Below are 25,284 nucleotides of genomic sequence, written 5' to 3' on the forward strand. Positions count from 1 at the left end.
TGGGAGCGGGCTTGCTCGCGAAGGGGCCGGTCAGATCACCGCTGAATCGGGATCAGTTGATTAACCCGGCATCCACCAACAACGCCTCCAGCGCCAACAGATCCGGCACCTTGGCCACCTGCTCGCCCACCTGCACCGCCGCCCGCTCCAGCGAACACAACGGCACATCCACGTAACTCAACTGGCTATCGAGCTTGCAGGAGCGCGGAATCCCCTGCACCAACAGCGCGATGAACTTCAGCTCGGGGCGCCCGCCCAGGGCGTTGAGAATGACGATCCGCGCGCGTTCGCCGATGACGATTTTCTGCGCGCATGCCGACTCGAAACTCAGCAGCGGAATCTGCAGGTTACGCCAAGTCACCAGGCCCAGGTACCACGGCGGTGTGTCGAGGTCGAACGTCCCCGGCTGCTGGTAATCGATCAGCTCGGCAACAGCGACGTTGGGCAGGATCAGGTTGCGGTCGACCAACGGCAGCAGCAGGCCGGTGAGGTTGCTGGTGCGGTGCTCAAGCATGGGTCTTGCTCCACAAGGCGATGCTTTCGAGCAGCACCGATTCCTGGTACGGCTTGCCCAGGTAGTCGTTGACGCCGATGGCCATGGCGCGGTCGCGGTGTTTCTGCCCGGTGCGGGAGGTGATCATGATGATCGGCAGGTGTTGCAGGCGTTCGTCGTTGCGCACCTGGGTCGCGACTTCGAAGCCATCCATGCGTGGCATTTCGATGTCCAGCAGCATCAGGTCGGGCATGTGCTCTTCCAGCAGCAGCATGGCATCGACTCCGTCCTTGGCGGTCAGCACGTTCATACCGTGGCGTTCGAGCAAGCGGCTGGTGACCTTGCGCACGGTGACCGAGTCGTCGACCACCATCACCAAAAGCGGCCGATGCGGTTCGGCCTCGATCTCTTGCCCCGCCGGACGCTGGGGTACACGGGCCTGCATGGCGCGGATCGGCGCCAGCAAATCCAGAATCAGTACCACCCGGCCGTCCCCGAGAATCGTCGCCCCGGACACCCCTTGCACCGCCGCAAACTGCGGGCCCAGGCTCTTGACCACGATTTCGCGAGTGCCGGCCATGGCGTCCACCAGCACCGCAATGTGCCGTTCGTTGCACTGCACCAGCAACACCGGCAATGGCAGGCTCTGGCCCAACAGCTTCGGGCGCGGGCTGGTTTTCAGCAGCTCACCCAGGTAGCACAACTCGTAACGTTGTCCGGCGTATTCGTAGGTCGGCGAATCGAAACGGAAATACCCTTCGAGTTCATTGGGCAGGACCCGCACGATACCGTCGATGGTATTGAGCGGGATCGCGTATTGGTCCTCACCGCACTGCACCATCAACGCCCGGTTGACCGATACGGTAAACGGCAGGCGAATGCGGAAATGCACACCCTGCCCGGGCACCGAGTCGATGCTCATGCTGCCGCCCAGTTGCCGCACCTCTTCGTGCACCACGTCCATGCCGACGCCGCGCCCGGAGATCTGGGTGATTTTTTCGGCGGTGGAAAACCCCGGTTGCAGGATGAACTGCAACACGTCGTGATCACTGATGACGCTGTCCGGGGCGAGCAGGCCGCGCTTGATCGCCTTGCGCCGCACCGCGTCCAGCGGCACACCGGCGCCGTCGTCGCGGATATCGAAAATGATGTCACCCCCTTCGCGCAGCAGATCGAGGGTGATCTTGCCCTTGGCCGGTTTCCCCGCCGCCAGCCGCACGTCGACGGACTCTAGGCCATGGTCGACGGCGTTGCGCAGCATGTGTTCCAGCGGCGCGGCCATGCGTTCGAGAACGTTGCGATCCATCTCGCCTTCGGCGTTGTCGACGATGAAATCCACGTCCTTGCTCAGTTCACTGGACACCTGCCGGACGATGCGCTGCAAACGCGGGAGCATGCGTTCGAACGGCACCATGCGCGTGCGCATCAGGCCTTCTTGCAATTCGGTGTTGATGCGGCCCTGCTGTTGCAGCAGGTTTTCCGTGTCCTGATTGCGTCGCTCGAGGGTTTCCTTGAGGTCGAGCAAGTCAGAGGCCGACTCGAACAGCGCCCGGGACAACTGCTGCAACTGCGAGTGGCGGTCCATTTCCAGCGGGTCGAATTCCTCGTAGCCCAGGCGTTCGGCGTCGACTTGCTGGCGGCTGAGGATCCGCCCCTGGGTTTCGGTATCGAGGCGGCGCAACTGGTCGCGCATCCGCTCGATGGTGGTCTCCATCTCATTCAGGGCGATGTGTGCATCGTTGACCTGCTGTTCGATCCGGCCACGGAAGATCGATGTTTCACCGGCCAGGTTGACCAGGTCGTCGAGCAGCTCCGCCGAGACCTTGACCATGTCTGCGCCGGCATCGGACGGCGGCGCCAGCGGCTCGGCCTTGGGCGTGGCCGGCGGCGCAACCGACGCGGGCGCTTCCGGCACGGCCGGGTGGCTGAAGTTCTTGATCGCATCGATCAAACGGTCGGCCGGTGGCATCGGCTCACCGGCGCGGGCCGCATCGAGCATCTGCGCCAGGCGGTCATGGCTGCGCTGCAACAGCGCGAACAACGGCTCCGTCGGTTGCAGCACGCCGGTGGACAGGCCTTCGTAGAGGAACTCCAGTTCATGGGCCAGATCGCCAATCGCGGCGATTTCCACCATGCGCGCACCGCCCTTGAGGGTGTGCAGGTCGCGCAGCAGGGTTTCCACTTCCTGACGACTCGAAGGCTGGGCCTGCCAGCGCTCCAGCGCCGCCCCGGAGCTTTCGATGATGTCGAAACCTTCCTCGAGGAAGATCTCCAGCAATTCCGGATCATGCGCAGCCGAGTCGTTGTCGGTCGCCTGCCGGGCCGCCTCGGCGATACCCGCATGCCCTTGACGGTAGGCACGGATGGCTTCGATCAGGTCACGGGCATCGTCCAGCGGCTGGTTGAACTGCAACTGTTCGAGATACAACGCCAGTCGCTCATGGCTCTGTTGCAGCAGCAGCGCCAGTGAATCGCTGAAGGCATAACGACGGTCCACCAGGCCCTGGTAAAGGCTTTTCAGTTCATGGGCCAGATCGCCGACCGGCCCGACCTCGGCCATGCGCGCGCCGCCTTCGAGAGTGTGTAAATCCCGTTGCAGGGACGACAGCGGCGCGGCGTTGTCCGAGTCGCGCAACCAGCGTTGCAAGGCCTGACCGGCGCTTTCGAGGATATCCACCGCTTCTTCAAGGAAGATCGCAATGATTTCCGCATCCAGCTCGCGCCCCTCTCCTGTAGGAGCGAGCTCGCTCGCGATGGGCTCACCGGCGCCGCGTTTATCCAATGACAACGCGTCATCGTTAACGTCCATCGCGAGCGAGCTCGCTCCTACAGGGGTAGGGGGTAGCGTGCGCTCAAGCTCTGCGGTGGCGCTGCCCAGTTCACGGATGCTCAGGCTCCGGCTGCCATCGCTGCGGATCAGGCCCATGGCCGACGGGTCAAGGCTCTCGTCGAGCAGTTCGCGCAAGGCCCTGATTCGTTGCGGCTGCGGGCTGACTTCCTGGCCGGCGGCCAGTTCGTCGAGCATGTTGATCAGCGCTTCGTGGGCAGCCTGTGCTTCATGGAAAAACCGCTCGCTGACCGCCAGGCTGCTTTCCTCCACGGCACCGTACAGGTCGAGCAACGCTTCGCACAATTCATCCACCGGGTGCAAGTCGGCCAGATGGGCACCTTCGCCGAGGGTGGTCAATTCGTCCAGCAGCGCGCTGAGCTCCTGACGTTCGCCGGGGTGTTGCTGCCAACGCTGCAACAGGCTTTCGGCGTCCAGCAGGATGTCCATGCCCTGGGCGAGGAAGTTGTTGATCAGCTGCGGATCACGTTTGATCCGCAGCCCGGTGTTCGGCGTGAGGTTTTCCAGTCGCTCGGCCAGCAACGCCTTGGTGCGCTCGGTCAAACCCTGGGCGCCGGGAATTTCCGCCAGCGGATCGCGTTTGAGCTGGCGCAAGCCGAGGCGGAACAGTCCTTCTGCTTCCAGCAGCAATTCGACTTCGTCCAGATCCAGCGCGATCAGGTGTGCCTTGTATTCCCGGGCCAGTTGATCCAGCGGCGCGGCCAGTTCGGCAACCGGCAGCACACCGGCCATATAGGCGCTGCCCTTGAGGGTGTGCAAGGCGCGCTGCAATTCGTCGCTGGCCTGCAACGGCACATGTTCGGCGGCCTGATCAAGGAAGCGATTGAGGCTGCCCAGGTGGGTTTCGGCCTCTTTGCGGAAGATCTCCAGCAACAGCGGGTCGAGGGCCGCGACATCTTGCGTATCCTCATCGGACACCGGTTCATCGCCCTTGGCCAGGGCGTGGGCACGGGCGGCCAACTGATCGACATCGTCGCGCTGACGCTGGGCATTGGCGGCGTATTCGGCCACCAGCTCCGGCAGCAGGTGCAGCACATCGCCGATCAGTTGCTGCACCGTAGCGCCCGGCTCCACGCTGTCTTCCAGTACGCGATTGAGCAGGTTTTCCACGGCCCAGGCCAGCTCGCCCAGCACCAGGGCGCGCACCATGCGGCCACTGCCCTTGAGGGTATGGAAGGCGCGGCGCAACTCACCCAGGGCCGAGCGGTTGTCAGGATTGGCTGACCAGCGCGGCAAGTACTCACACAGGATGTCCAGGACTTCGTCGGTTTCTTCGAGGAACACTTCGCGCAGCTCCTCGTCCACCGGCTCTTCGCCTGCGGGCGGCGGCAGCAGGCTGCCCGGGGTGTTCAGCGCGGGCGGGTTCAGCGTCGAAACCGGGCTGGCGAGCACATCGGCCAGGGTCTGGACGATCTGTGGATCATCCAGCTCCTGCATCATCTGCATGACCTGCGCTTCGCTCGGGTTGAGCACATCATCAAGCACGGGCACATGCTGCTCACTGGGGAAAAACCCGAGGCTCGCCAGGCTTTTTTCCGCGACATCGAGCAGGTTTTCACCTTGCGTTTGCGGGTCATCATTGAGGCGCTCGAGGTAGTACTCGATGCTGGTGATCACGTCGGCCAGGCTGTCCAGTTCCTGCCAGCCCGGCTGACCCGGCTCGAGCAACAGGTGCTCGCGGATAAAGTGATTGCAGGTTTCGACCAGGCTCGCCACCCGGCTCAGCGGAATCATCGCCAGCGCCCCGCGCACCTGGGTCAGCAAGGCCGGCAGCGCCTGCAAATGCTGGCGGTCCCAATCGGCGTCGATGTAATCGACGATCATGTCCTTGGCCTGCAGCAAACAGATGCGGGCCTCCTTGATCACGATCTGATGGATCTGCGTCAGGTCGGTGGTCGGCAGGCGGTTGTCGTCCTGGCTCTCCGGCTCAACGGTTCCGACCATGCCGGCCAGCGTCGCTTCGACGTACAACAAGGCTCCGGCAACGTCCATGAGGATCGCATCGTTGGGTTCGCGCTGGCCCTGAGCGAGGCTGAGCACCACCGCCAATTGATCGATGATCACCTTGCGCGGCTGGCCGAAACCCAGCACCGCCAAGGTGTCGGCGATTTGCCGCAGCGGCGCCAGCAGGCTGTCGAGGTCGGAGGTGTGCTGGCGGTCACTGCGCACGAACAGGTCCAGGCGTTCCTTGACCCGCACCAGCTCTTCGCACAGCGCAGCCAGCACCGAGCGCATGGCGTCGCGGTCGGGACCGGCCAGCCGCGCGCGTTCTTCATCGACCATGGCGCTGTCGGGCAGCGCGTCGTCCAGTGAGTAGCGTTCTTTCATGGTCAGCATCTGCCCGGTGGGTTGTTCGGCCTTGGCAATGTAGAACAGCAAACTCTTGAGCAGCTCCGGCGGGGCCGGTTGATTGATGCCGGACATGCCTTGTTCGAGCAGGCGCTTGAGTTCCTTGTCGGCCTCCTTGAACAGGCTGCGCAAGGCCGGGCTGTTGGCGATCGCACCGCCCTGCATGCCTTCGACCAGCGCCGATGCCACCTGCCATAACGGGCTCAGGGGTGCATTGGCGCACAGTGCTTCGAGGTGGGTGAAGACCTTGGCCAGGTAATCGAGGGTGGTGTCGTGGTCCTGTTCACGCAGGAATCCGACCAGCGCCATTTGCAGCATCTGCCGCAGCTTGCGCAGCACACTGGGCAATTCGGCCGGCTCCAGCTGCGCCAGCGTTTGTGCATCCAGCGCCGGCAACTCGGGCAATTGCGGGCTGAACAGACTGGTTTCCGACAGCAGGCTTTCGCCGCGGGCGCTGCGCAGGTCGTTGATCAGGGGCAACACCACCAGTGGCAAGTCGCGACGCGCGCCTTGCACCCGGTCGAGGTAGATCGGCAGCTGCCCGAGGGCCTGCATCAACAGGTGCAACGCCTCGTCGCGATGGCTGACACGGTTGCCCTGCAAGGCCATGGCCAGTTGTTCCATTTCTTCGGCGAGCAACGCCGCGCCGTAGAACTCGACCATCTGCAAACTGCCGTGGACCTGATGGATGCACGCAAGGCAATCATCCAGCGCTTGCGTCGCCTGCGGGTCATCCAGCACGGTTTCGATCGCGTGATGAGCCTGTTTCAGCGTTTCGGCAATCTCGCCCTTGACCCACTCGAGGGCCACATAGTCGTGCCGATCACCCATAACCACTCCAATCACCATTCAGATACCCATGGGCGGTTCAAGCTTTGTCCACAACCTGCGCCTTGGCATCCGGCAAGGTGAAACCGGACACCGAACGACGCAACTGACTGGCCATTTTCGCCAGGTTGCCGATGCTGTCGGCCGTGGCGGTGGAACCCGACGACGTCTGCGAGGTGATCTGCTGGATCACGTTCATCGTCAGGGAAATCTGACCGGCCGACGACGTCTGCTGTTGCGCCGCATTGGAAATGCTCTGGATCAACGCCGCAAGTGTCTTGGATACGCCCTCGATTTCTTCCAGGGCCACACCGGCATCCTGCGCCAGACGAGCGCCGCGCACCACTTCGGTCGTCGTCTGCTCCATGGAGATGACCGCTTCGTTGGTGTCGGTCTGGATCGCCCGCACCAGGGTTTCGATCTGCCGGGTGGCGGCGGATGAGCGCTCGGCCAGGCGCTGCACTTCATCGGCGACCACGGCGAAACCGCGACCGGCGTCACCGGCCATGGATGCCTGGATGGCCGCGTTGAGGGCAAGGATGTTGGTCTGGTCGGCAATGTCATCGATCAGGCTGACAATGTCGCCGATTTCCTGGGAGGACTCACCCAGACGCTTGATGCGTTTGGCGGTGTCCTGAATCTGCTCGCGAATGTTGTCCATGCCGTGGATGGTGTTGTGCACCACCTCGTTGCCCTTGTTGGCGATCTCCACCGAGCGTTCGGCAACCGCCGAAGATTCCGCCGCGTTGGCCGACACCTGGTCGATGGACTCAGCCATGTCGTTGATCGCCATGGAGGCTTCGGAAATCTGCTGGGCCTGATGTTCCGACGCCTGCGCCAGGTGCATGGCGGTGGCCTGGGTTTCCTGCACGGCGGCGGCCACCTGGCCGGCGGTGAGGTTGATGGTCGCGACCAGATCGCGCAACTGGTCGACGGAGTAATTGATCGAGTCGGCGATGGTGCCGGTAAAGTCTTCGGTCACCGAGGCCGTTACCGTAAGGTCGCCATCGGCCAGGTCTTCGATCTCGTCGAGCAAGCGCATGATCGCGTTCTGGTTTCGCTCGTTTTTCTCGGCGGTTTCGCGCAACTGACGATTGGTTTCGCGCACCATCACCATGCCGATCAGGATGATCGAAGCCAGCGCCAACAAGCCCAGCACGTAACCGCCTATGGTGTCGGTGGTGCGCCCGCCGACCATGTTTTCGAAACCGCTGGCCAGGTGTGAGGCTTCGTCGAGCAGGGTTTGCGACAGGCTGAAAATGTTCGAGGCCGATTCGCGGACCTTGAACAGCTCCGGCGAGGTTTCGAGGATCTCGTCCACCGAGCCCGAAACGAACTCGAACAGCTCGGAGATTTCCGCGAGTCGCGCACGGGCGTCGCGGTCTTCGACCTGGCTGACCTTGAGCGCCGGGTCGCCCTGGAGCATGCCGTTGAGCACCTTGCCAAACTGCGTCGCGTCGCGTCCGAACGCATCGGCGGCCTGCTGTGAATTTTCGTCGCCGGCCAACACCGTGTTGACCGCGCCGAGGATCCGTTCGGCCAGCAGCGATTGGCGCTGGGCCATGGCCACCTGAGCCGCCGGGGCGCCCCGCTGCAGCAGGATCTCGACGACTTTCTCGTACTCGACCTGCAACTGCGGCACGGTTTCGGCCAGGGTCGCGGCGACCTGATGCAGCGACAGTACGGTTTGCTCGCTGGAGAGAATCGCATCGGTGTTTTTCAGCAGGCGTTCCCAGTCCTGTTGCACCGCGCGCATCTCTGGACGCACGGTGGCGGGGGCCGGTGGCAGGCCGGTGACCGGATCGCCCTTCTTCAGATAACCCCAGCGCCGGGCAAAATCGTTGCGCGCATCGCTGAGCAACTTGAACGCGGCAGCCTTGCCGGCGGCAGCTTCGGTGGCGTTCTTGGCGATCCGCTGGGACAGCACGCGCAGCTCGCCGGCGTGGCCGATGTACTGTTTGTCGTAGATAGCCTGGGTGTTGAGGTACGCGAAGTTGGCGAACAGCAGCATGATGAAGATGATCAGCGCGATGAACAGCACGATTATCTGCGACCGGCTGCGCGACCCTTCCAATGGTTTACCTGCTTTTGCTTTTATCATCGGTCCTCGCCTGTTAACCCATTTCCGGGCCTGCCCGGGACCCTGTGGGAGCGGGCTTGCTCGCGAAAGCGGTAGATCAGCCAATATCAATGTTGAATGGACTGCCGCCTTCGCGAGCAAGCCCGCTCCCACATTGGCTCTCTGTTGTTGCGCTTACACCGCGACGTTCATGAACCCCTGGGACTGCGTCAACGCAAACGGGCTGAACACCTGCCAGCACTGCTCGCGCTGAAACCGGCCTTTGACGAACGCCGCCACCGGCCCCTTCAACTCATCTGCCGGCACCGGCTCCAGGCTGTCCTGGGCAAAGTGCTGGAGGCCGAAGACTTCATCGACCAGCAACCCGGCAAACACTTCTTCATGTTCCACCACCAACACCCGCCGCTGCCGGCGCACCGCCGAAAGCTCGTGCCCGAAGAAGCCGCACAGGTCCATGACCGGCAGCAGACGCCCGCGCAGGTTGGCGACACCCTTGACCCAGGGCTTGACCCCCGGCAACTGAGTGGAGCGCGGCTCGTGCAGGACTTCGCTGACTTCGCTCATGGGCGCGACATACCAGTGTTCGCCCAGGCGAAAACCGATACCGCTCCAGCTGTCCCGCCGGGCCGGCTGGGACGGCAAGTCCGCCGCCAGCAAACGACAGCGCTGGTCGATTTGCAGCAGCAACTCGAAAGCCGTCAGCGACTCGTTCATAGCCTGACGATCAACCGGCCAGCACGTTGTTCAGGGTCTTGATCAGGGTGTCTTCATCGACCGGCTTGGTCAGGTAGTCCTTGGCGCCCTGGCGCGTGCCCCAGACCTTGTCGGTATCCTGATCCTTGGTGGTGATGATGATCACCGGGATGTGCCCGGTTTCCGGGTCCTTGGTCAACTGGCGGGTCGCCTGGAAACCGTTGAGGCCGGGCATGACGATGTCCATCAGCACCGCATCGGGCTTTTCCTGGCGGGCCAGGGCCACGCCGTCGGCACCGTTTTCGGCTTTCAACACTTCATGACCGTGCTTTTCCAGCATGCCGGTCAGTTTGTACATTTCGGTCGGCGAATCATCGACGATCAGAATACGTGCCATGGTCTTCCCCATTCTTGTCGACGCCGGGCCCGATGGCCGAGCGTCACTGTGCGTGTCCTACTGCGGCAAAACGGCGGCGAAGCCAGGAACATGGGCCTGGATCGCATCAAGCAATTCTTCCTTGCTGAAAGGCTTGGTCAAAAACTGATCGGAGCCGACGATGCGCCCCTTGGCCTTGTCGAACAGCCCGTCCTTGGACGACAGCATAATCACCGGCGTGGACTTGAACGCGCTGTTGTTCTTGATCAGGGCGCAGGTCTGATAGCCATCCAGGCGCGGCATCATGATGTCGACAAAGATGATGCCGGGATGGTTGTCGACAATCTTGGCCAGGGCATCAAAACCGTCGATGGCCGTGATGACCTCACAACCCACGCTCTTGAGCAGCGTTTCGGCGGTGCGACGGATCGTCTTCGAATCGTCGATCACCATGACCTTCAAGGCGCTGGGGTGCCGTTCCATAAAATGCTCTACCGTCGCCTTTGCGAAACAAATTGTCCGTTTGCCGGTTAACGCGGCTCGAAACCCTTGATGCTCAAGGGCCGGCACGACATGGCAGCCTTTTTAGCACAGTCTCCAGAACCAATCTATCGGCCGACCGGCAAGGTGGTTTTTCCTTGACCGGGAACACACTCAGCGCCACTCTGACGCCACTTTTTTCATACCGATCCGGTAGCCAATTTTCGAGGAAAACCCAATGAGCGTTCGCGTCGGGATTGTCATGGACCCTATCGCCAGCATTTCCTATAAAAAGGATAGCTCGCTGGCCATGATGCTGGCCGCGCAGAAGCGTGGCTGGGAACTGTTCTACATGGAACAGCGCGACCTGTATCAGGGCGAAGGCCAGGCCCGGGCGCGGATGCGTCCGCTGCAGGTTTTCGCCAACCCGGAAAAATGGTTCGAACTGGGCGCTGAAAGCGACGCGCTGCTGAGCGATCTGGACGTGATCCTGATGCGCAAGGATCCGCCGTTCGACATGGAGTTCGTCTACTCCACTTATCTGCTGGAACAGGCCGAGCGCGCCGGCGTGCTGGTGGTCAACAAGCCGCAAAGTCTGCGCGACTGCAACGAAAAACTGTTCGCCACGCTGTTCCCGCAGTGCACTCCGCCGACTATCGTCAGCCGTCGCCCTGACGTGCTGCGCGAATTCGCCGACCATCATGGCGATGTGATCCTCAAGCCGCTGGACGGCATGGGCGGCTCTTCGATCTTCCGCCACACCGCAGGGCATCCGAACCTGTCGGTGATCCTCGAAACCCTGACCCTGCATGGTCAGCAGCAAATCATGATCCAGGGTTATCTGCCGGCCATCGTCGATGGCGACAAACGCATCCTGATGATCGATGGCGAGCCGGTGGATTATTGCCTGGCGCGGATTCCGGCCCAAGGCGAAACCCGCGGCAACCTCGCCGCCGGTGGTCGTGGCGAAGCCCGTCCGTTGACCGACAAGGACCGCTGGATCGCCGCGCAAGTCGGCCCGACCCTGCGTGAAAAAGACCTGTTGTTCGTTGGCCTGGACGTGATCGGCGAACACCTGACCGAAATCAACGTCACCAGCCCGACCTGCATTCGCGAGATCGATAACGCGTTTGGCACCGACATCGGCGGCATGCTGATGGATGCCATCGATCAGAAGCTCAAGGCACGTTGATTAGCCAAACCAACATTGCGTTATCATGCGCGGCCTGTGAAAACGCGATGTTGGTTTTTTTGTCATGACCCTCCCGTCCGATCTGCCTGTCGAACTCGCCCATCGTGGCGTGCGCCCGGCTGATCGCCTCGGTTTTACCCTGTTTCTGGCGGTGCTGATCCACCTGGCCTTGCTGTTGGGTGTCGGGTTTGCAGTGGTCGAGCCCAAGCAGATCAGTAAAACCCTGGAAATCACCCTCGCCACCTTCAAAAGCGAAAAAAAGCCCGAGAAAGCCGATTTCCTGGCCCAGGAAAATCAGCAAGGCAGCGGCACCCTGGATAAAAAGGCGATTCCCAAGACCACTGAGGTCGCGCCGTTCCAGGACAACAAGGTGCAAAAGGTCACGCCACCGCCGGCCGCCAAGCCTGAAGCGCAGGAAGCCCCGCCCAAGGCTGCCGTGACCACCGTGGCGCCGAAGCCGAAAAAGGCCCCCGCCAGGACCGAGGAGCCCAAGACCGAGGTCAAGCCTCAGGTCCAGGCGCCGACGTTCGACAGTGAGCAGCTGTCCAGCGACATCGCCAGCCTCGAAGCGGAACTGGCCGCCGAACAACAGCTGTACGCCAAGCGCCCGCGCATTCACCGTTTGAGCGCGGCCTCGACCATGCGCGACAAGGGCGCCTGGTACAAGGACGAATGGCGCAAGAAAGTCGAGCGCATCGGCAACCTCAACTACCCCGACGAAGCGCGGCGCAAACAGATCTACGGCAACTTGCGCCTGATGGTGTCGATCAACCGCGACGGCTCGCTGTATGAAGTGCTGGTGCTGGAGTCTTCAGGCCAACCGCTGCTGGACCAGGCGGCCCAGCGGATTGTGCGACTGGCGGCGCCGTTTGCACCGTTTACCGGGGATTTGTCGGATATCGACCGGCTGGAGATCATCCGCACCTGGAAGTTTGCCCGTGGGGACCGATTGTCCAGTAACTGATCACCGCAAATCCCCTGTGGGAGCGGGCTTGCTCGCGAAGGCGGTCATTCATTCAATATCGATGTCGACTGACACGCCTCCTTCGCGAGCAAGCCCGCTCCCACATTTGTTCAGTGTCGACAGCCAAATTGCGGCATCCCCAGCTTGTCAGTTCGCCCCTCGAACGCCACACTAGCGGTCATGAAAAACGTCAGCCCCAGCTACCTCAAGCATCAATTCCTGATCGCCATGCCGCACATGGCCGACCCGAACTTTGCGCACACCTTGACCTACATCGTCGAGCACACGGCCAATGGCGCCATGGGGCTGGTGGTCAACCGTCCGCAAGATCTGAACCTGGCCGATATCCTTGAGCAATTGCGCCCGGAAATCGAACCGCCAGCGCTCTGCCAGCATGTGCCGATCTTCATCGGTGGCCCGGTGCAGACCGATCGCGGCTTCGTCCTTCACCCCAAGGGTCAGAGCTTCCAGGCGACCGTTGATCTGGAAGACGAGCTGGCCCTGTCGACCTCCCAGGATGTGCTGTTCGCCATCGCTGACGGCGTCGGCCCGGCAAAAAGCCTGATTGCCCTCGGCTATGCCGGTTGGGAAGCCGGGCAGCTTGAAGCCGAACTGGCGCAGAACGCCTGGCTGAACTGCCCGTTCGACGCCGACATCCTGTTCAACACCAGCAGCGAACTGCGTCTGGAAGCGGCGGCCAAGCACCTGGGCGTCAACCTCAGCCTGTTGACCAGCCAGGCGGGGCACGCCTGATGGCTCTGCGGCTGATCCTCGGATTCGACTACGGCACCAAACAGATCGGCGTTGCGGTCGGCCAGGTGATTACCGGTCAAGCCCGCGAGCTGTGTACCCTGAAAGCGCAGAACGGCATTCCCGACTGGAATCAGGTCGAAGCCCTCATCAAAGAGTGGAAGCCCGATGCCGTGGTGGTCGGCCTGCCGTTGAACATGGACGGTACGCCCAGTGACATGTGTGCCCGCGCGGAAAAGTTCGCCCGGCGCCTGAACGGCCGCTTCAACCTGCCCTTCTATACCCACGATGAACGCCTGACCACCTTCGAGGCCAAGGGCGAACGCCTGGCTCGTGGCGGCCAGAAAGGCAGTTACCGCGACAACCCGGTCGATGCCATCGCCGCAGCCCTGCTGCTGCAAGGCTGGCTCGACGAAAACACCACACTGTTTGAATCCTGAAGAGCCGCTGTGCGTCTCTCTTAGCTACAACCCGAGCCACTTCCCGCACAGGCTGGCTCGGGCCCAAGAAGGAGCAACCATGAGCCTGCCCAATCCCGCCGAACTGATCAGCCAGATGGCGACCCGACTTGACGCCTATCTGGTCAAACGAGGCATCAGCGACCCGCGCTTCATCGGCATCCGTACCGGCGGCGTCTGGGTGGCCCAGGCCCTGCTCAAGGAGTTGGGCAGCAATGAGCCCCTCGGTACCCTGGACGTGTCCTTCTATCGCGACGATTTCAGCCAGAACGGCCTGCACCCGCAGGTTCGCCCTTCGGCGCTGCCGTTCGAGATCGAAGGCCAGCACCTGGTGCTGATCGACGACGTGCTGATGAGCGGCCGGACCATCCGTGCCGCCATGAACGAACTGTTCGACTACGGCCGCCCGGCCAGTGTGACGCTGGTATGCCTGCTGGACCTGGACGCCGGCGAACTGCCGATCCGCCCGAACGTGGTTGGCGCGACCCTGTCGCTGGCGGCCCACGAACGGGTGAAGCTGTCCGGCCCCGAGCTCGCGCTCGAACTGCAAGACCTCGCCCTTTAATTCGCCCTATTGAGAGTCCCCCTCGCGATGACGCCTCTAGAAACCAAGCGCCCGCTGCAGCTCAATGATCAGGGCCAGCTGCGCCATTTCCTCTCGCTCGACGGCTTGCGCCGCGAGTTGCTGACGGAAATCCTCGACACCGCCGACTCCTTCCTTGAAGTCGGCGCCCGGGCCGTGAAGAAAGTCCCGCTGCTGCGCGGCAAGACCGTGTGCAACGTGTTCTTCGAGAACTCGACCCGCACCCGCACCACCTTCGAACTGGCGGCCCAGCGGCTCTCGGCGGACGTGATCACCCTCAACGTGTCCACGTCGTCGGCGAGCAAGGGCGAAACCCTGCTCGACACCCTGCGCAACCTGGAAGCCATGGCCGCCGACATGTTCGTCGTGCGCCACGGCGATTCGGGTGCCGCGCACTTCATCGCCGAACATGTTTGCCCGCAAGTGGCGATCATCAACGGCGGTGACGGCCGCCACGCGCACCCGACCCAGGGCATGCTCGACATGCTGACCATCCGCCGGCACAAGGGCGGGTTCGAAAACCTTTCGGTGGCCATCGTCGGCGACATCCTGCACTCGCGGGTCGCGCGCTCGAACATGCTGGCCCTGAAAACCCTGGGTTGCCCGGACATCCGCGTGATCGCGCCGAAAACCCTGCTGCCGATCGGCATCGAGCAATACGGCGTAAAGGTCTACACCGACATGACCGAAGGCCTGAAAGATGTGGACGTGGTGATCATGTTGCGCCTGCAGCGTGAACGCATGACCGGCGGCCTGTTGCCGAGCGAGGGCGAGTTCTATCGCCTGTTCGGCCTGACCACCGCGCGCCTGGCCGGTGCCAAGCCCGATGCCATCGTGATGCACCCAGGGCCGATCAACCGTGGCGTGGAAATCGAGTCGGCGGTGGCCGACGGCCCGCACTCGGTGATCCTCAACCAGGTGACCTACGGGATCGCCATTCGTATGGCGGTACTGTCCATGGCCATGAGCGGGCAGACTGCGCAACGCCAATTCGAGCAGGAGAACGCCCAGTGAAGCTCAGCATTCTCGGTGCCCGCGTGATCGATCCGGCCAGTGGTCTGGATCAAGTGACCGATATCCACATTGAAGCCTGCAAAGTCGTCGCCCTTGGCGCGGCGCCAGCCGGTTTTGTCGCCGTCGACACGATCGACGCCAAAGGCCTGGTGGCCGCTCCCGGCCTGGTCGACCTCAACGTTGCCCTGCGCGAGCCGGGCTACAGCCGCAAAGGTTCGATTGTCAGCGAAACCCGCGCGGCGGCGGCTGGCGGCGTGACCAGCCTGTGCTGCCCGCCAAAGACCAAACCGGTGCTGGACACCTCGGCGGTGGCCGAACTGATCCTCGACCGCGCCCGTGAGGCCGGCAACACCAAAGTCTTCCCGATTGGCGCCCTGAGCAAAGGCCTGGACGGTGAACAGCTCGCCGAACTCGTGGCACTGCGCGATGCCGGTTGCGTGGCCTTCGGCAATGGCCTGGAGAGCTTCCGCAACACCCGCACCCTGTGCCGGGCACTGGACTACGCAGCGACTTTCGACCTGACAGTGATTTTCAACTCCCAGGATCACGACCTGGCCGAGGGTGGCCTGGCTCACGAAGGCCCGACTGCCAGCTTCCTTGGCCTGCCAGGCATCCCGGAAAGCGCCGAAACCGTCGCCCTGGCCCGGGATCTGCTGCTGGTTGAGCAGACCGGCGTGCGCGCACACTTCAGCCAGCTCACCAGCGCACGCGGCGTAGAGCTGATCGCCCAGGCCCAGGCCCGGGGCCTGAAGGTGACCGCGGATGTCGCCCTATACCAACTGATCCTGACCGACGAAGCCCTGATCGACTTCAGCAGCCTGTATCACGTCCAGCCGCCGCTGCGCACCCGCGCCGACCGCGACGGCCTGCGCGCAGCGGTGAAATCCGGCGTGATCTCGGCCATCTCCAGTCATCACCAACCCCATGAGCGTGACGCCAAACTGGCACCGTTCGGCGCGACCGAGCCGGGCATCAGCAGCGTTGAACTGCTGCTGCCACTGGCAATGACTCTGGTCGAAGACGGCTTGCTGGACCTGCCAACCCTGCTCAAGCGCCTGAGCGCCGGCCCTGCCGAGGCCTTGCGCCTGCCGGCAGGCAAACTGGCAGTAGGTGGCGCGGCGGACATCGTGCTGTTCGACCCCACGGCCTCGACCGTGGCGGGTGAAACCTGGCTGTCCAAGGGCGAAAACTGCCCGTTCATTGGCCACAGCTTGCCGGGTGTGGTGCGTTACACCCTGGTGGATGGGCGGATCAGCCACCAGGCGTAACTCCGCGTCGCTCCAATCGCGGGCAAGCCCGCCCCCACAGGATTGAGATGATCCCTGTGGGAGCGGGCTTGCCCCGGGCGGCGTTCCGACGATGGCGTCTTAGAAGGCGCCTCTGTTCTGCGTATTGCGAACAGAGACCTGATCATTAAGCATCCAGACGTCATACACCCCTCCTCCCCCCTCCTCCGTCCTCCACTGCCTCTCCCCTAACAGCACATCCGCATCAAGTACATCTCTACAAGCGATGGCGAATAAACCTATCCAATGAACAGAAATTTCTGACTCTTCATCATTTGTGCGAAAAGAACTTCGCAATACACAGAAACATCCTACAAAGTTATTGAATGCAGGTTCAATGCCTATCATCTAGCATAAAAACAGCACAAGGAAACCTCACTACAAACACCATGAACACAAAGGCACTAACAAGGAGCAATACATGAAAAATGGACTTACTCTACCTCCTATCGTGACGAAAGGAACAACGGGGAACTCAGGCGGCTTTACAGTTAATCCTGGGTTTACCTGGGGAACCTATGGGACTGCAGATTGGCAGGGCGCAGGTGAAGCCATCATCACCAACGACGGGCAAACTTACTCTCTGCCACTATGCGATGGCCCCGCCATCTCCTCAGCCGAAATGGACATGTTCCATGATTGGCTCGAAATGAAAAGTGGTATAAAAGCCTTTACTTATGAACTACAAATGGTAGGCAGAGCAATTAACAACGACGCCTTCGGCGCCATTCAAGACCTTTGGAAAATCACGGAGAGTGACAACTACCTACTAAACAGCTCTTCGATCGTCACTCACGCCTATTTCAAGAACAAACTCGTAAATTTCAGTCTTGCCGACACCTTCGCAGCGCAACAAAAACTAAGCAACCTAGACGCCCTGATCAAAGTAGCATCGACAAGTCTGTACAACATCAAGTATGAAACACAAACAACCGAGTTATCAGGGGGAACATTTAGCCCTGTCAAAGCATTTGCTCACTACCTGTGGGGAAATGGAGAGAAGCTGCGAGTCGATATAAACAACATAGGCCTCAACGTACAGGCGAATGAAATTCCGCTGCTCGCCAACACCATAGCCAGCACCAGAGAATCCGGAAGGTATTATTTATCTGATCCAAAAGTACCTTACGCCACTGCTGACGACAGCAAAGCCACAGGATATTATCTAGGACGAATAACATTGAAAATTGAAGGAGAATTTACAAGAGAAGTAAGCGGATCATGGGCTTTTGATGGAACTGCAAAAGCTTATACGGACACATACGACTTTGACAAAAGTAACAGATCAACACTACTCGAAGCGTTAACCACAGCAGGCAGAGCATTCTCAGGAACGAAATATGAAATCGATATAACGGGAGAACAAAAAATAAGACTAACCGGAACTGGCTTTCAGCCGGACCTGCATTAGATTAGTCCGCTAGGATTTTAAACTACATACTGCATTCAGGAAGAGCCAACATGAAGACTCTCTACAAGCACCTAAACTACATCTATCCAGTGCTTTTAGCGATCACCTCCAGTGTAGCAATATTTATTTTAGCAAATAATTTGAGCGCAGGCATTTACAACATAGATCGAGATTCAATTGGAATACCAATAGGTGCAATCCTGATTGCAGGCTTAATATTACTTACACTTCATCTAATGCAAATACTCTTATACAAAAAAGCCCGCACACACCGCACGAACGGAGCCTTAATAAAAGCATCAGCGCTGATAGCTGCATTTGCATCACTTGCGATTCTCGCTGACAGCATAAATTACTGGGCTACTCCAAACCACCTCATCATTTCAACCTTATACAGCATCAGTACAATTGCATTTGCAACACTTCAACTTCAACTGCTAAAAGTATTTCAATAGTCATTCACAGGCTATGACTCAAGCAGACGAATAGCAGGATCAGTCACCAGGCGTAACACCCTGTGGCGAGGGGCTTGCCCCCTCGCCACATTTAATCAACGACTCTGCGCATTACGCAGCGACACCTGGTCATTCAACGTCCAGAAGTCATACAGCACCCCGAGAAAGAACAACCCGCCCGTCAGCAAGTACAGCAACCCACTGATCCATTTCCCCTGATACATCCGATGCACACCGAACACCCCGAGAAACGTCAGCAGGATCCACGCCACGTTGTATTCGATGGGACCCGCGGTAAACCGCAGGTCAGCCTCGCGATCCATCGCCGGGATCAGGAAAAGGTCGATCAGCCAACCGATCCCCAGCAAGCCCAAGGTGAAGAACCAGATCGTCCCGGTCACCGGCCTGCCGTAATAGAAGCGGTGAGCGCCGGTAAAACCGAAAATCCACAGCAGGTAACCGATCACTTTGCTGTGGGTGTCTTGCTGCTGAACAGCCTGTTGATAGGGGTTCATGAATGACCTCGATTCACACGATAGATAAATATTCTTTAATTCTTTGTGACTTTTTTACAGGCACCCGACGTATGGCAAATGCTACCTTCACTCCCGTCAAAGCCTTGTAACACCGGACTTCTGTCCGACAATTGCGCCATTTTGCCGCTTTTTTGCCACCATTGTCCCCCAGGTTGAATCGACCAACGGCCTCGGAAGCGACAAAAAAGCTGTTATAAAGTTGCGCGCTAACCTATTAAGAGCCTTGCCTAATGCGTTCATTTTTCAAGACATGGCTAACCATTTGCCTTTTGATGCCACTGGCCGCCCACGCCACCAATCGTGAGCAACGTCTTCCAAACGTTAATGGTTACACCCCAAAATCCCATGCCTCTGCTCCTTCGAGCAAAGACAAAAAATCCGCTAAATATGCTCCAAGCCTGGCCAACAGCAAAAGCGGCCTGGTTCCACCGATGGGCACCAAGGAAAGCAGCGACGTGCTGAGCCGCGCCGTGAACGTCCTTGGCACTCCCTATCGTTGGGGCGGCAGCAGCCCAAGCAAAGGTTTCGATTGCAGCGGCCTGGTGAAATACGCGTTCAACGACGCCACGTTCGACCTGCCACGCACCTCCAACGCCATGGCCAGTGGTCATGGGGAGAAAGTCGATCGCAACGACCTGAAGCCGGGCGACCTGATTTTCTTCAACATCAAGAGCCGTCGGGTCAATCACGTTGCCATTTACCTGGGCAACGACCGTTTCATCCACGCGCCACGTCGCGGCAAGTCGGTGTCCATCGACACCTTGAAGAAACCGTACTGGGAAAACCACTACGTGGTTGCCAAGCGGGTTCTGCCGAAAGAACAGAATGCGTTGCGGGTTGTTCAGCGCTGATTTCAGTGCCCTGAATCTGCATCGAGCATGATGGCCCCATCGCGAGCAAGCTCGCTCCCACAGGATTAATGCGGTCCATGTGGGAGCGGGCTTGCTCGCGAAGAGGCCCTTGAAAGAACCACAAATCCTCCTCAAAAGCCATCCGGCGACCGCGCCTTCTCCCGCGCATGGTCGCGACTGACCAACCCCTTGGTCACCAGGTCCTTCAAGCTCATATCCAGCGTCTGCATCCCCAACGACCCTCCCGACTGAATCGCCGAATACATCTGCGCCACCTTGTCCTCGCGGATCAGGTTGCGGATTGCCGATGTCCCCAGCATGATCTCGTGGGCCGCGATGCGTCCGCCGCCGATTTTCTTCACCAGGGTTTGGGACACCACCGCCAGCAGCGACTCGGAAAGCATCGAGCGCACCATCGACTTCTCGTCCCCCGGAAACACGTCGACTACCCGGTCGATGGTTTTCGCCGCTGACGTGGTGTGCAGCGTGCCGAACACCAGATGGCCGGTTTCGGCCGCGGTCAATGCCAGGCGAATGGTCTCCAGGTCGCGCATCTCCCCCACCAGGATCACATCCGGGTCTTCCCGCAGCGCCGAACGCAAGGCGGTGGCGAAACTACGGGTATCGCGGTGGACTTCACGCTGATTGATCAGGCATTTGCGCGACTCGTGAACGAACTCGATGGGGTCCTCGATGGTGAGGATGTGGTGATGACGATGGGTATTGAGGTAATCGATCATCGCCGCGAGCGTGGTGGATTTTCCGGAACCGGTCGGGCCGGTCACCAGCACCAGGCCACGGGGAGCGTCGGTCATCTTGTGGAACACGTCGCCCATGCCCAGTTCGTCCATGCTCTGCACTTTTGACGGGATTGTGCGAAACACGGCACCCGCGCCACGGTTCTGGTTGAACACATTGACCCGAAAGCGCGCCACGCCGGGCACGTCGAAGGAAAAGTCGGTTTCCAGATGCTTTTCGAATTCCACCCGCTGGGCGTCATTCATGACGGCATGGATCAGCGTCTGCACCTGTTGGTGATCCAGGGCCGGCAGATTGATGCGCCGCACATCACCGTCAACGCGAATCATCGGCGGCAGGCCGGCAGACAGGTGCAGATCGGATGCGCCCTGTTTGGCGCTGAATGCCAGCAGTTCGGTGATATCCATAGCGTCTCTCAATTCCAGTAGAATGCCGCGAACCTTCAGACCGCTGGCGCCTCTTGATGTCCACCATAGCAGACAACATTCTCGAAGTTAGTTCGCGCATAAACGCCGCAACACTCGCCGCCAACCGCGCCGAAAACAGTGTCCGGTTGCTGGCCGTGAGCAAGACCAAACCCGCTCAAGACCTGCGTGAAGCCTACGCCGCCGGCCTGCGCGACTTTGGCGAGAACTACCTGCAGGAAGCGCTGGGCAAGCAAGTCGAACTGGCCGACCTGCCCTTGATCTGGCACTTCATCGGCCCCATTCAATCGAACAAGACTCGTGCTATCGCCGAGCACTTCGACTGGGTGCATTCCGTGGATCGTCTGAAAGTCGCACAACGCCTGTCCGAACAACGTCCCGCCGATTTGCCACCCCTGAACATCTGCATTCAGGTCAATGTCAGCGGTGAAGCCAGCAAATCCGGCTGCACCCCGGCCGACCTGCCGGCCCTGGCCAACGCCATCAGCAACCTGCCGTGCCTGAAACTGCGCGGGTTGATGGCAATCCCCGAGCCGACTGAAGATCGCGCCGCCCAGGATGCCGCTTTCGCTGCCGTACAAAGCCTGCAAGCCAGCCTGAACCTGCCACTCGACACACTTTCCATGGGCATGAGCCACGACCTTGAGTCAGCCATCGCCCAAGGCGCCACCTGGGTCCGTATTGGTACGGCCCTGTTTGGCGCCCGCGACTACGGCCAGCCGTAAACATGGCTGACACACTTCTGAATAAGGACCTGACATGAGCAAGACACGTATTGCCTTTATCGGTGCCGGCAACATGGCCGCCAGCCTGATCGGCGGCCTGCGGGCCAAAGGTCTGGAAGCCGCACAGATCCGCGCCAGCGATCCGGGCGAAGAAACCCGCGCCCGCGTGAGCGCTGAACACGGCATCGAAACCTTTGCCGACAACGCCCAGGCCATCGATGGCGCAGACGTCGTCGTGCTGGCGGTCAAGCCGCAGGCGATGAAAGCCGTGTGCGAAGCTCTGCGCCCAAGCCTCAAGCCCAATCAACTGGTGGTGTCGATTGCCGCGGGCATCACCTGCGCCAGCATGAACAACTGGCTCGGCGCCCAGCCAATCGTGCGTTGCATGCCTAACACCCCAGCGCTGGTGCGTCAGGGCGCGAGCGGCCTGTTCGCAACAGCCGAAGTGTCCGCCGAACAGCGTCAGCAGGCCCAGGAGCTGTTGTCAGCGGTCGGTATCGCCCTATGGCTGAATGAAGAGCAGCAACTGGATACCGTCACCGCCGTTTCCGGCTCGGGCCCGGCGTATTTCTTCCTGCTGATCGAAGCCATGACGGCCGCCGGGGTGAAACTCGGCCTGCCGGCGGACATCGCCGCGCAACTGACCCTGCAAACCGCCCTGGGCGCCGCACACATGGCGGTCTCCAGCGACGTCGACGCCGCCGAGTTGCGCCGCCGTGTCACTTCGCCCGCGGGCACCACGGAAGCTGCAATCAAGTCGTTCCAGGCCAATGGCTTCGAAGCCCTGGTCGAAAAGGCACTCGGCGCTGCCGCGCATCGCTCGGCCGAGATGGCCGAACAACTGGGTCAATAAGGAGCTTTTCATGATTGGATTGAACACCGCAGCGGTCTACGTGCTGCAAACCCTCGGCAGCCTGTACCTGCTGATCGTGCTGATGCGCTTCGTACTGCAACTGGTGCGGGCGAACTTCTACAACCCGATCTGCCAGTTCATCGTCAAGGCCACTCAGCCACTGCTCAAGCCGCTGCGCCGGATCATCCCGAGCGTGTTCGGTCTGGACATGTCCTCGCTGGTGCTGGCGATCCTGGTGCAACTGGCGCTGATGGCCCTGACCCTGCTGCTGACCTACGGCACCACCGGCAACCCGCTGCAACTGCTGATCTGGTCGATCATCGGCGTGACCGCGCTGTTCATGAAGATTTTCTTCTTCGCCCTGATCATCAGCGTGATCCTGTCCTGGGTCGCCCCGGGCAGCCATAACCCGGGCGCCGAACTGGTGAACGACGTCTGCGAGCCGGCCCTGGCGCCGTTCCGCAAGTTCCTGCCGAACCTGGGCGGCCTGGATCTGTCGCCGATCTTTGCGTTCCTGGCACTCAAGCTGATCGACATGCTGGTGATCAACAACCTCGCCGCCATGACCATGATGCCGGAAATCCTCCGCGTGTTGATCTGACCCGGTGAGCTACTTTCGCTGGGACGGTGACGACCTGATTCTGGAGTGCCACCTGCAACCGGCAGCCCGCAGTGATGATTTCTGCGGGCTGCACGGCGATCGCCTGAAGATCCGCCTGACCGCGCCGCCGGTCGAGGGCAAGGCCAACGCGTATCTGATGGCGTTTCTGGCCAAGGCCTTTGGCGTGTCCAAGAGCCAGGTCAGCCTGATCAGCGGCGAGTTGAACCGGCAGAAACGGGTGCGAATCTGCTCGCCGAAGAAGTTGCCGGATTTGCCTGATCTGGTGCGTCCAGTCTGATCCACTGAGTTGCCTCATTCGCGAGCAAGCCCGCTCCCACAGGGGAACGCATTCCAATGTGGGAGCGGGCTTGCTCGCGAATGGCGCACCTCGGTCTTACTGAATGAAATCAGGCCCGGCCTTTGCTTGCCGCTAACCCCAGCGGTCTTTAGACTTACGCCTCATTTCAATGAGAGCAGGGTCGATGCCAGCTGCCTTTCCCCCCGATTCTGTTGGTCTGGTGACGCCGCAAGTGGCGCACTTCAGCGAACCCCTGGCGTTGGCCTGCGGCCGTTCGCTCCCGGCCTATGACCTGATTTACGAAACCTACGGCACGCTCAACGCCACGGCGAGCAACGCCGTGCTGATCTGCCACGCCCTGTCCGGTCACCACCACGCCGCCGGCTACCACAGCGCCGACGACCGCAAACCCGGTTGGTGGGACAGCTGCATCGGCCCCGGCAAGCCGATCGACACCAGTAAGTTCTTCGTGGTCAGCCTGAACAACCTCGGCGGCTGCAACGGTTCCACCGGCCCGAGCAGTATCAACCCGGAGACTGGCAAGCCGTTCGGTGCCGACTTTCCGGTATTGACCGTGGAAGACTGGGTGCACAGTCAGGCGCGCCTGGCCGATCGTCTCGGTATCGCCCAGTTCGCGGCCGTGATCGGCGGCAGCCTCGGCGGCATGCAGGCGATGCAATGGAGCATCACCTACCCTGACCGCATCCGTCACTGCCTGGCCATCGCCTCGGCGCCCAAGCTGTCGGCACAGAACATCGCGTTCAACGAAGTGGCGCGCCAGGCGATCCTCACCGACCCTGAATTCCACGGCGGTTCGTTCCAGGAACACAACGTGATCCCCAAGCGCGGCCTGATGCTGGCGCGGATGGTCGGGCACATCACCTACCTGTCCGACGACTCCATGGGCGAGAAATTCGGCCGCGGGCTCAAGAGCGAGAAGCTCAACTACGACTTCCACAGCGTCGAGTTCCAGGTCGAAAGCTACCTGCGCTATCAGGGTGAAGAGTTCTCCGGGCGCTTCGATGCCAACACGTACCTGTTGATGACCAAAGCGCTCGATTACTTTGATCCGGCAGCGAACTTCGACGATAACCTGGCGAAAACCTTTGAAGGTGCCAAAGCCAAGTTCTGCGTGATGTCGTTCACCACCGATTGGCGCTTCTCCCCTGCCCGCTCGCGGGAACTGGTGGACGCGCTGATGGCCGCGCGCAAGGACGTCTGCTACCTCGAGATCGACGCTCCGCAAGGCCACGACGCCTTCCTGATTCCGATCCCGCGCTATCTGCAGGCATTCGGCAATTACATGAACCGCATTACGTTGTGAGAAAGCCATGAGAGCTGATCTGGAAATCATCCAGGAATGGATCCCCGCCGGCAGCCGCGTGCTCGACCTCGGGTGCGGCGATGGCGAGCTGCTGACCTGGCTGCGCGATAACAAGCAAGTCACCGGTTATGGCCTGGAAAACGACGCCGACAACATCGCCGAGTGCGTGGCCAAGGGCATCAACGTCATCGAACAGGACCTGGACAAGGGCCTTGGCAACTTTGCCAGCAACAGTTTCGATGTCGTGGTCATGACCCAGGCGCTGCAAGCCGTGCACTACCCGGACAGGATCCTCGAGGAAATGCTGCGCGTCGGCCGTCAGTGCATCATCACTTTCCCGAACTTCGGTCACTGGCGCTGCCGCTGGTACCTGGCGAGCAAGGGCCGTATGCCGGTTTCCGAGTTCCTGCCGTACACCTGGTACAACACGCCGAACATTCACTTCTGCACCTTCGCGGACTTTGAAGCCTTGTGTCGCGAACGTGAGGCGAAGGTCATTGATCGGCTTGCCGTGGATCAACAGCATCGGCACGGGTGGGCCAGCAAGCTATGGCCTAATCTGTTAGGTGAGATCGGCATCTACCGGGTCAGCAGCCCGGGACTTGCCGACCACAAGGTCGCAGTCTGATCCACACTATTTCAAGGAGAACGA

The 25,284-nt window shown here is 60.7% G+C and carries 24 protein-coding genes; 16 read left to right on the forward strand and 8 right to left on the reverse strand.

Annotation, left to right across the window (positions count from 1 at the left end):
- Positions 1-52: 52 nt before the first annotated feature.
- From AC3IT6_RS27345 to pilG, 6 genes are all read right to left on the reverse strand, one after another.
- Positions 53-514, reverse strand: coding sequence for a chemotaxis protein CheW (locus tag AC3IT6_RS27345; RefSeq protein WP_489353701.1), 462 nt, complete (start codon positions 512-514; stop codon positions 53-55).
- On the reverse strand, positions 507-6,521 hold the full coding sequence (locus tag AC3IT6_RS27350) for an Hpt domain-containing protein (RefSeq protein WP_489353702.1): 6,015 nt from the start codon (positions 6,519-6,521) through the stop codon (positions 507-509). Before AC3IT6_RS27350 ends, AC3IT6_RS27345 begins: the two co-directional genes overlap by 8 nt.
- 37 nt (positions 6,522-6,558) lie before the next feature.
- Positions 6,559-8,619, reverse strand: coding sequence for a methyl-accepting chemotaxis protein (locus tag AC3IT6_RS27355; RefSeq protein ID WP_489353703.1), 2,061 nt, complete (start codon positions 8,617-8,619; stop codon positions 6,559-6,561).
- A gap of 153 nt (positions 8,620-8,772) precedes the next feature.
- Positions 8,773-9,312 (reverse strand): chemotaxis protein CheW, encoded by a 540-nt coding sequence (locus AC3IT6_RS27360; protein ID WP_489353704.1) that lies wholly within the window; start codon positions 9,310-9,312, stop codon positions 8,773-8,775.
- Positions 9,313-9,322: 10 nt separating this feature from the next.
- The gene (gene pilH / locus AC3IT6_RS27365; RefSeq protein WP_101209186.1) at positions 9,323-9,688 is read right to left on the reverse strand and encodes a twitching motility response regulator PilH; all 366 of its coding nucleotides are present in this window, start codon (positions 9,686-9,688) and stop codon (positions 9,323-9,325) included.
- A 57-nt stretch (positions 9,689-9,745) separates the two neighbouring features.
- Positions 9,746-10,150, reverse strand: a complete 405-nt coding sequence (gene pilG / locus AC3IT6_RS27370) for a twitching motility response regulator PilG (protein WP_223445354.1) — start codon at positions 10,148-10,150, stop codon at positions 9,746-9,748.
- Positions 10,151-10,385: 235 nt separating this feature from the next.
- On the opposite strand from pilG, the gene gshB reads away from it, so the two are divergent.
- From gshB to AC3IT6_RS27415, 9 genes are all read left to right on the forward strand, one after another.
- Complete coding sequence (gshB, locus tag AC3IT6_RS27375; RefSeq protein ID WP_489353705.1) at positions 10,386-11,339, forward strand: glutathione synthase; 954 nt, start codon at positions 10,386-10,388, stop codon at positions 11,337-11,339.
- 64 nt (positions 11,340-11,403) lie between these two features.
- A complete protein-coding gene (locus tag AC3IT6_RS27380) occupies positions 11,404-12,303 on the forward strand; it encodes an energy transducer TonB (RefSeq protein ID WP_489353706.1) in 900 nt (299 codons plus the stop codon).
- Positions 12,304-12,483: 180 nt separating this feature from the next.
- The gene (locus AC3IT6_RS27385) at positions 12,484-13,056 is read left to right on the forward strand and encodes a YqgE/AlgH family protein (RefSeq protein ID WP_057712922.1); all 573 of its coding nucleotides are present in this window, start codon (positions 12,484-12,486) and stop codon (positions 13,054-13,056) included.
- A complete protein-coding gene (gene ruvX, locus AC3IT6_RS27390; protein ID WP_489353707.1) occupies positions 13,056-13,493 on the forward strand; it encodes a Holliday junction resolvase RuvX in 438 nt (145 codons plus the stop codon). The genes AC3IT6_RS27385 and ruvX overlap by 1 nt, the downstream gene beginning before the upstream one ends.
- Positions 13,494-13,572: 79 nt before the next feature.
- Entirely contained in the window at positions 13,573-14,076 is a 504-nt protein-coding gene (gene pyrR, locus AC3IT6_RS27395) for a bifunctional pyr operon transcriptional regulator/uracil phosphoribosyltransferase PyrR (protein WP_046039256.1), read from the forward strand.
- Between the two features lie 27 nt (positions 14,077-14,103).
- Positions 14,104-15,108, forward strand: a complete 1,005-nt coding sequence (locus AC3IT6_RS27400; RefSeq protein ID WP_007939362.1) for an aspartate carbamoyltransferase catalytic subunit — start codon at positions 14,104-14,106, stop codon at positions 15,106-15,108.
- Positions 15,105-16,376, forward strand: coding sequence for a dihydroorotase (locus AC3IT6_RS27405; RefSeq protein WP_489353708.1), 1,272 nt, complete (start codon positions 15,105-15,107; stop codon positions 16,374-16,376). Before AC3IT6_RS27400 ends, AC3IT6_RS27405 begins: the two co-directional genes overlap by 4 nt.
- A gap of 439 nt (positions 16,377-16,815) precedes the next feature.
- Positions 16,816-17,805: a lipid II-degrading bacteriocin gene (locus tag AC3IT6_RS27410; RefSeq protein ID WP_489353709.1), complete on the forward strand. Its 990-nt coding sequence runs from the start codon at positions 16,816-16,818 to the stop codon at positions 17,803-17,805.
- A gap of 50 nt (positions 17,806-17,855) precedes the next feature.
- The gene (locus AC3IT6_RS27415; protein ID WP_489353710.1) at positions 17,856-18,260 is read left to right on the forward strand and encodes a hypothetical protein; all 405 of its coding nucleotides are present in this window, start codon (positions 17,856-17,858) and stop codon (positions 18,258-18,260) included.
- A gap of 95 nt (positions 18,261-18,355) precedes the next feature.
- On the opposite strand, the gene AC3IT6_RS27420 is transcribed toward AC3IT6_RS27415, so the two are convergent.
- A complete protein-coding gene (locus tag AC3IT6_RS27420) occupies positions 18,356-18,775 on the reverse strand; it encodes an NINE protein (RefSeq protein WP_489353711.1) in 420 nt (139 codons plus the stop codon).
- A gap of 251 nt (positions 18,776-19,026) precedes the next feature.
- Between AC3IT6_RS27420 and AC3IT6_RS27425 the strand changes: the two genes are divergently transcribed.
- Positions 19,027-19,647, forward strand: coding sequence for a C40 family peptidase (locus AC3IT6_RS27425; protein ID WP_223445341.1), 621 nt, complete (start codon positions 19,027-19,029; stop codon positions 19,645-19,647).
- Between the two features lie 131 nt (positions 19,648-19,778).
- Here the strand turns inward: AC3IT6_RS27425 and AC3IT6_RS27430 are convergent, their stop codons facing one another.
- The gene (locus AC3IT6_RS27430) at positions 19,779-20,813 is read right to left on the reverse strand and encodes a type IV pilus twitching motility protein PilT (protein WP_489353712.1); all 1,035 of its coding nucleotides are present in this window, start codon (positions 20,811-20,813) and stop codon (positions 19,779-19,781) included.
- Positions 20,814-20,869: 56 nt separating this feature from the next.
- Between AC3IT6_RS27430 and AC3IT6_RS27435 the strand changes: the two genes are divergently transcribed.
- From AC3IT6_RS27435 to metW, 6 genes are all read left to right on the forward strand, one after another.
- On the forward strand, positions 20,870-21,556 hold the full coding sequence (locus AC3IT6_RS27435; RefSeq protein ID WP_489353713.1) for a YggS family pyridoxal phosphate-dependent enzyme: 687 nt from the start codon (positions 20,870-20,872) through the stop codon (positions 21,554-21,556).
- A gap of 34 nt (positions 21,557-21,590) precedes the next feature.
- A complete protein-coding gene (gene proC / locus AC3IT6_RS27440) occupies positions 21,591-22,409 on the forward strand; it encodes a pyrroline-5-carboxylate reductase (RefSeq protein ID WP_489353714.1) in 819 nt (272 codons plus the stop codon).
- A gap of 10 nt (positions 22,410-22,419) precedes the next feature.
- On the forward strand, positions 22,420-23,010 hold the full coding sequence (locus AC3IT6_RS27445; protein WP_223445326.1) for a YggT family protein: 591 nt from the start codon (positions 22,420-22,422) through the stop codon (positions 23,008-23,010).
- Positions 23,011-23,014: 4 nt separating this feature from the next.
- A complete protein-coding gene (locus AC3IT6_RS27450) occupies positions 23,015-23,308 on the forward strand; it encodes a DUF167 domain-containing protein (RefSeq protein WP_123357326.1) in 294 nt (97 codons plus the stop codon).
- A gap of 184 nt (positions 23,309-23,492) precedes the next feature.
- Positions 23,493-24,632, forward strand: a complete 1,140-nt coding sequence (gene metX / locus AC3IT6_RS27455; protein ID WP_223445322.1) for a homoserine O-succinyltransferase MetX — start codon at positions 23,493-23,495, stop codon at positions 24,630-24,632.
- Positions 24,633-24,639: 7 nt separating this feature from the next.
- Positions 24,640-25,260 (forward strand): methionine biosynthesis protein MetW, encoded by a 621-nt coding sequence (gene metW, locus AC3IT6_RS27460; RefSeq protein WP_338583685.1) that lies wholly within the window; start codon positions 24,640-24,642, stop codon positions 25,258-25,260.
- The last annotated feature ends 24 nt before the right edge of the window (positions 25,261-25,284 follow it).

It is taken from the genome of Pseudomonas sp. KH_017 (assembly GCF_057840285.1).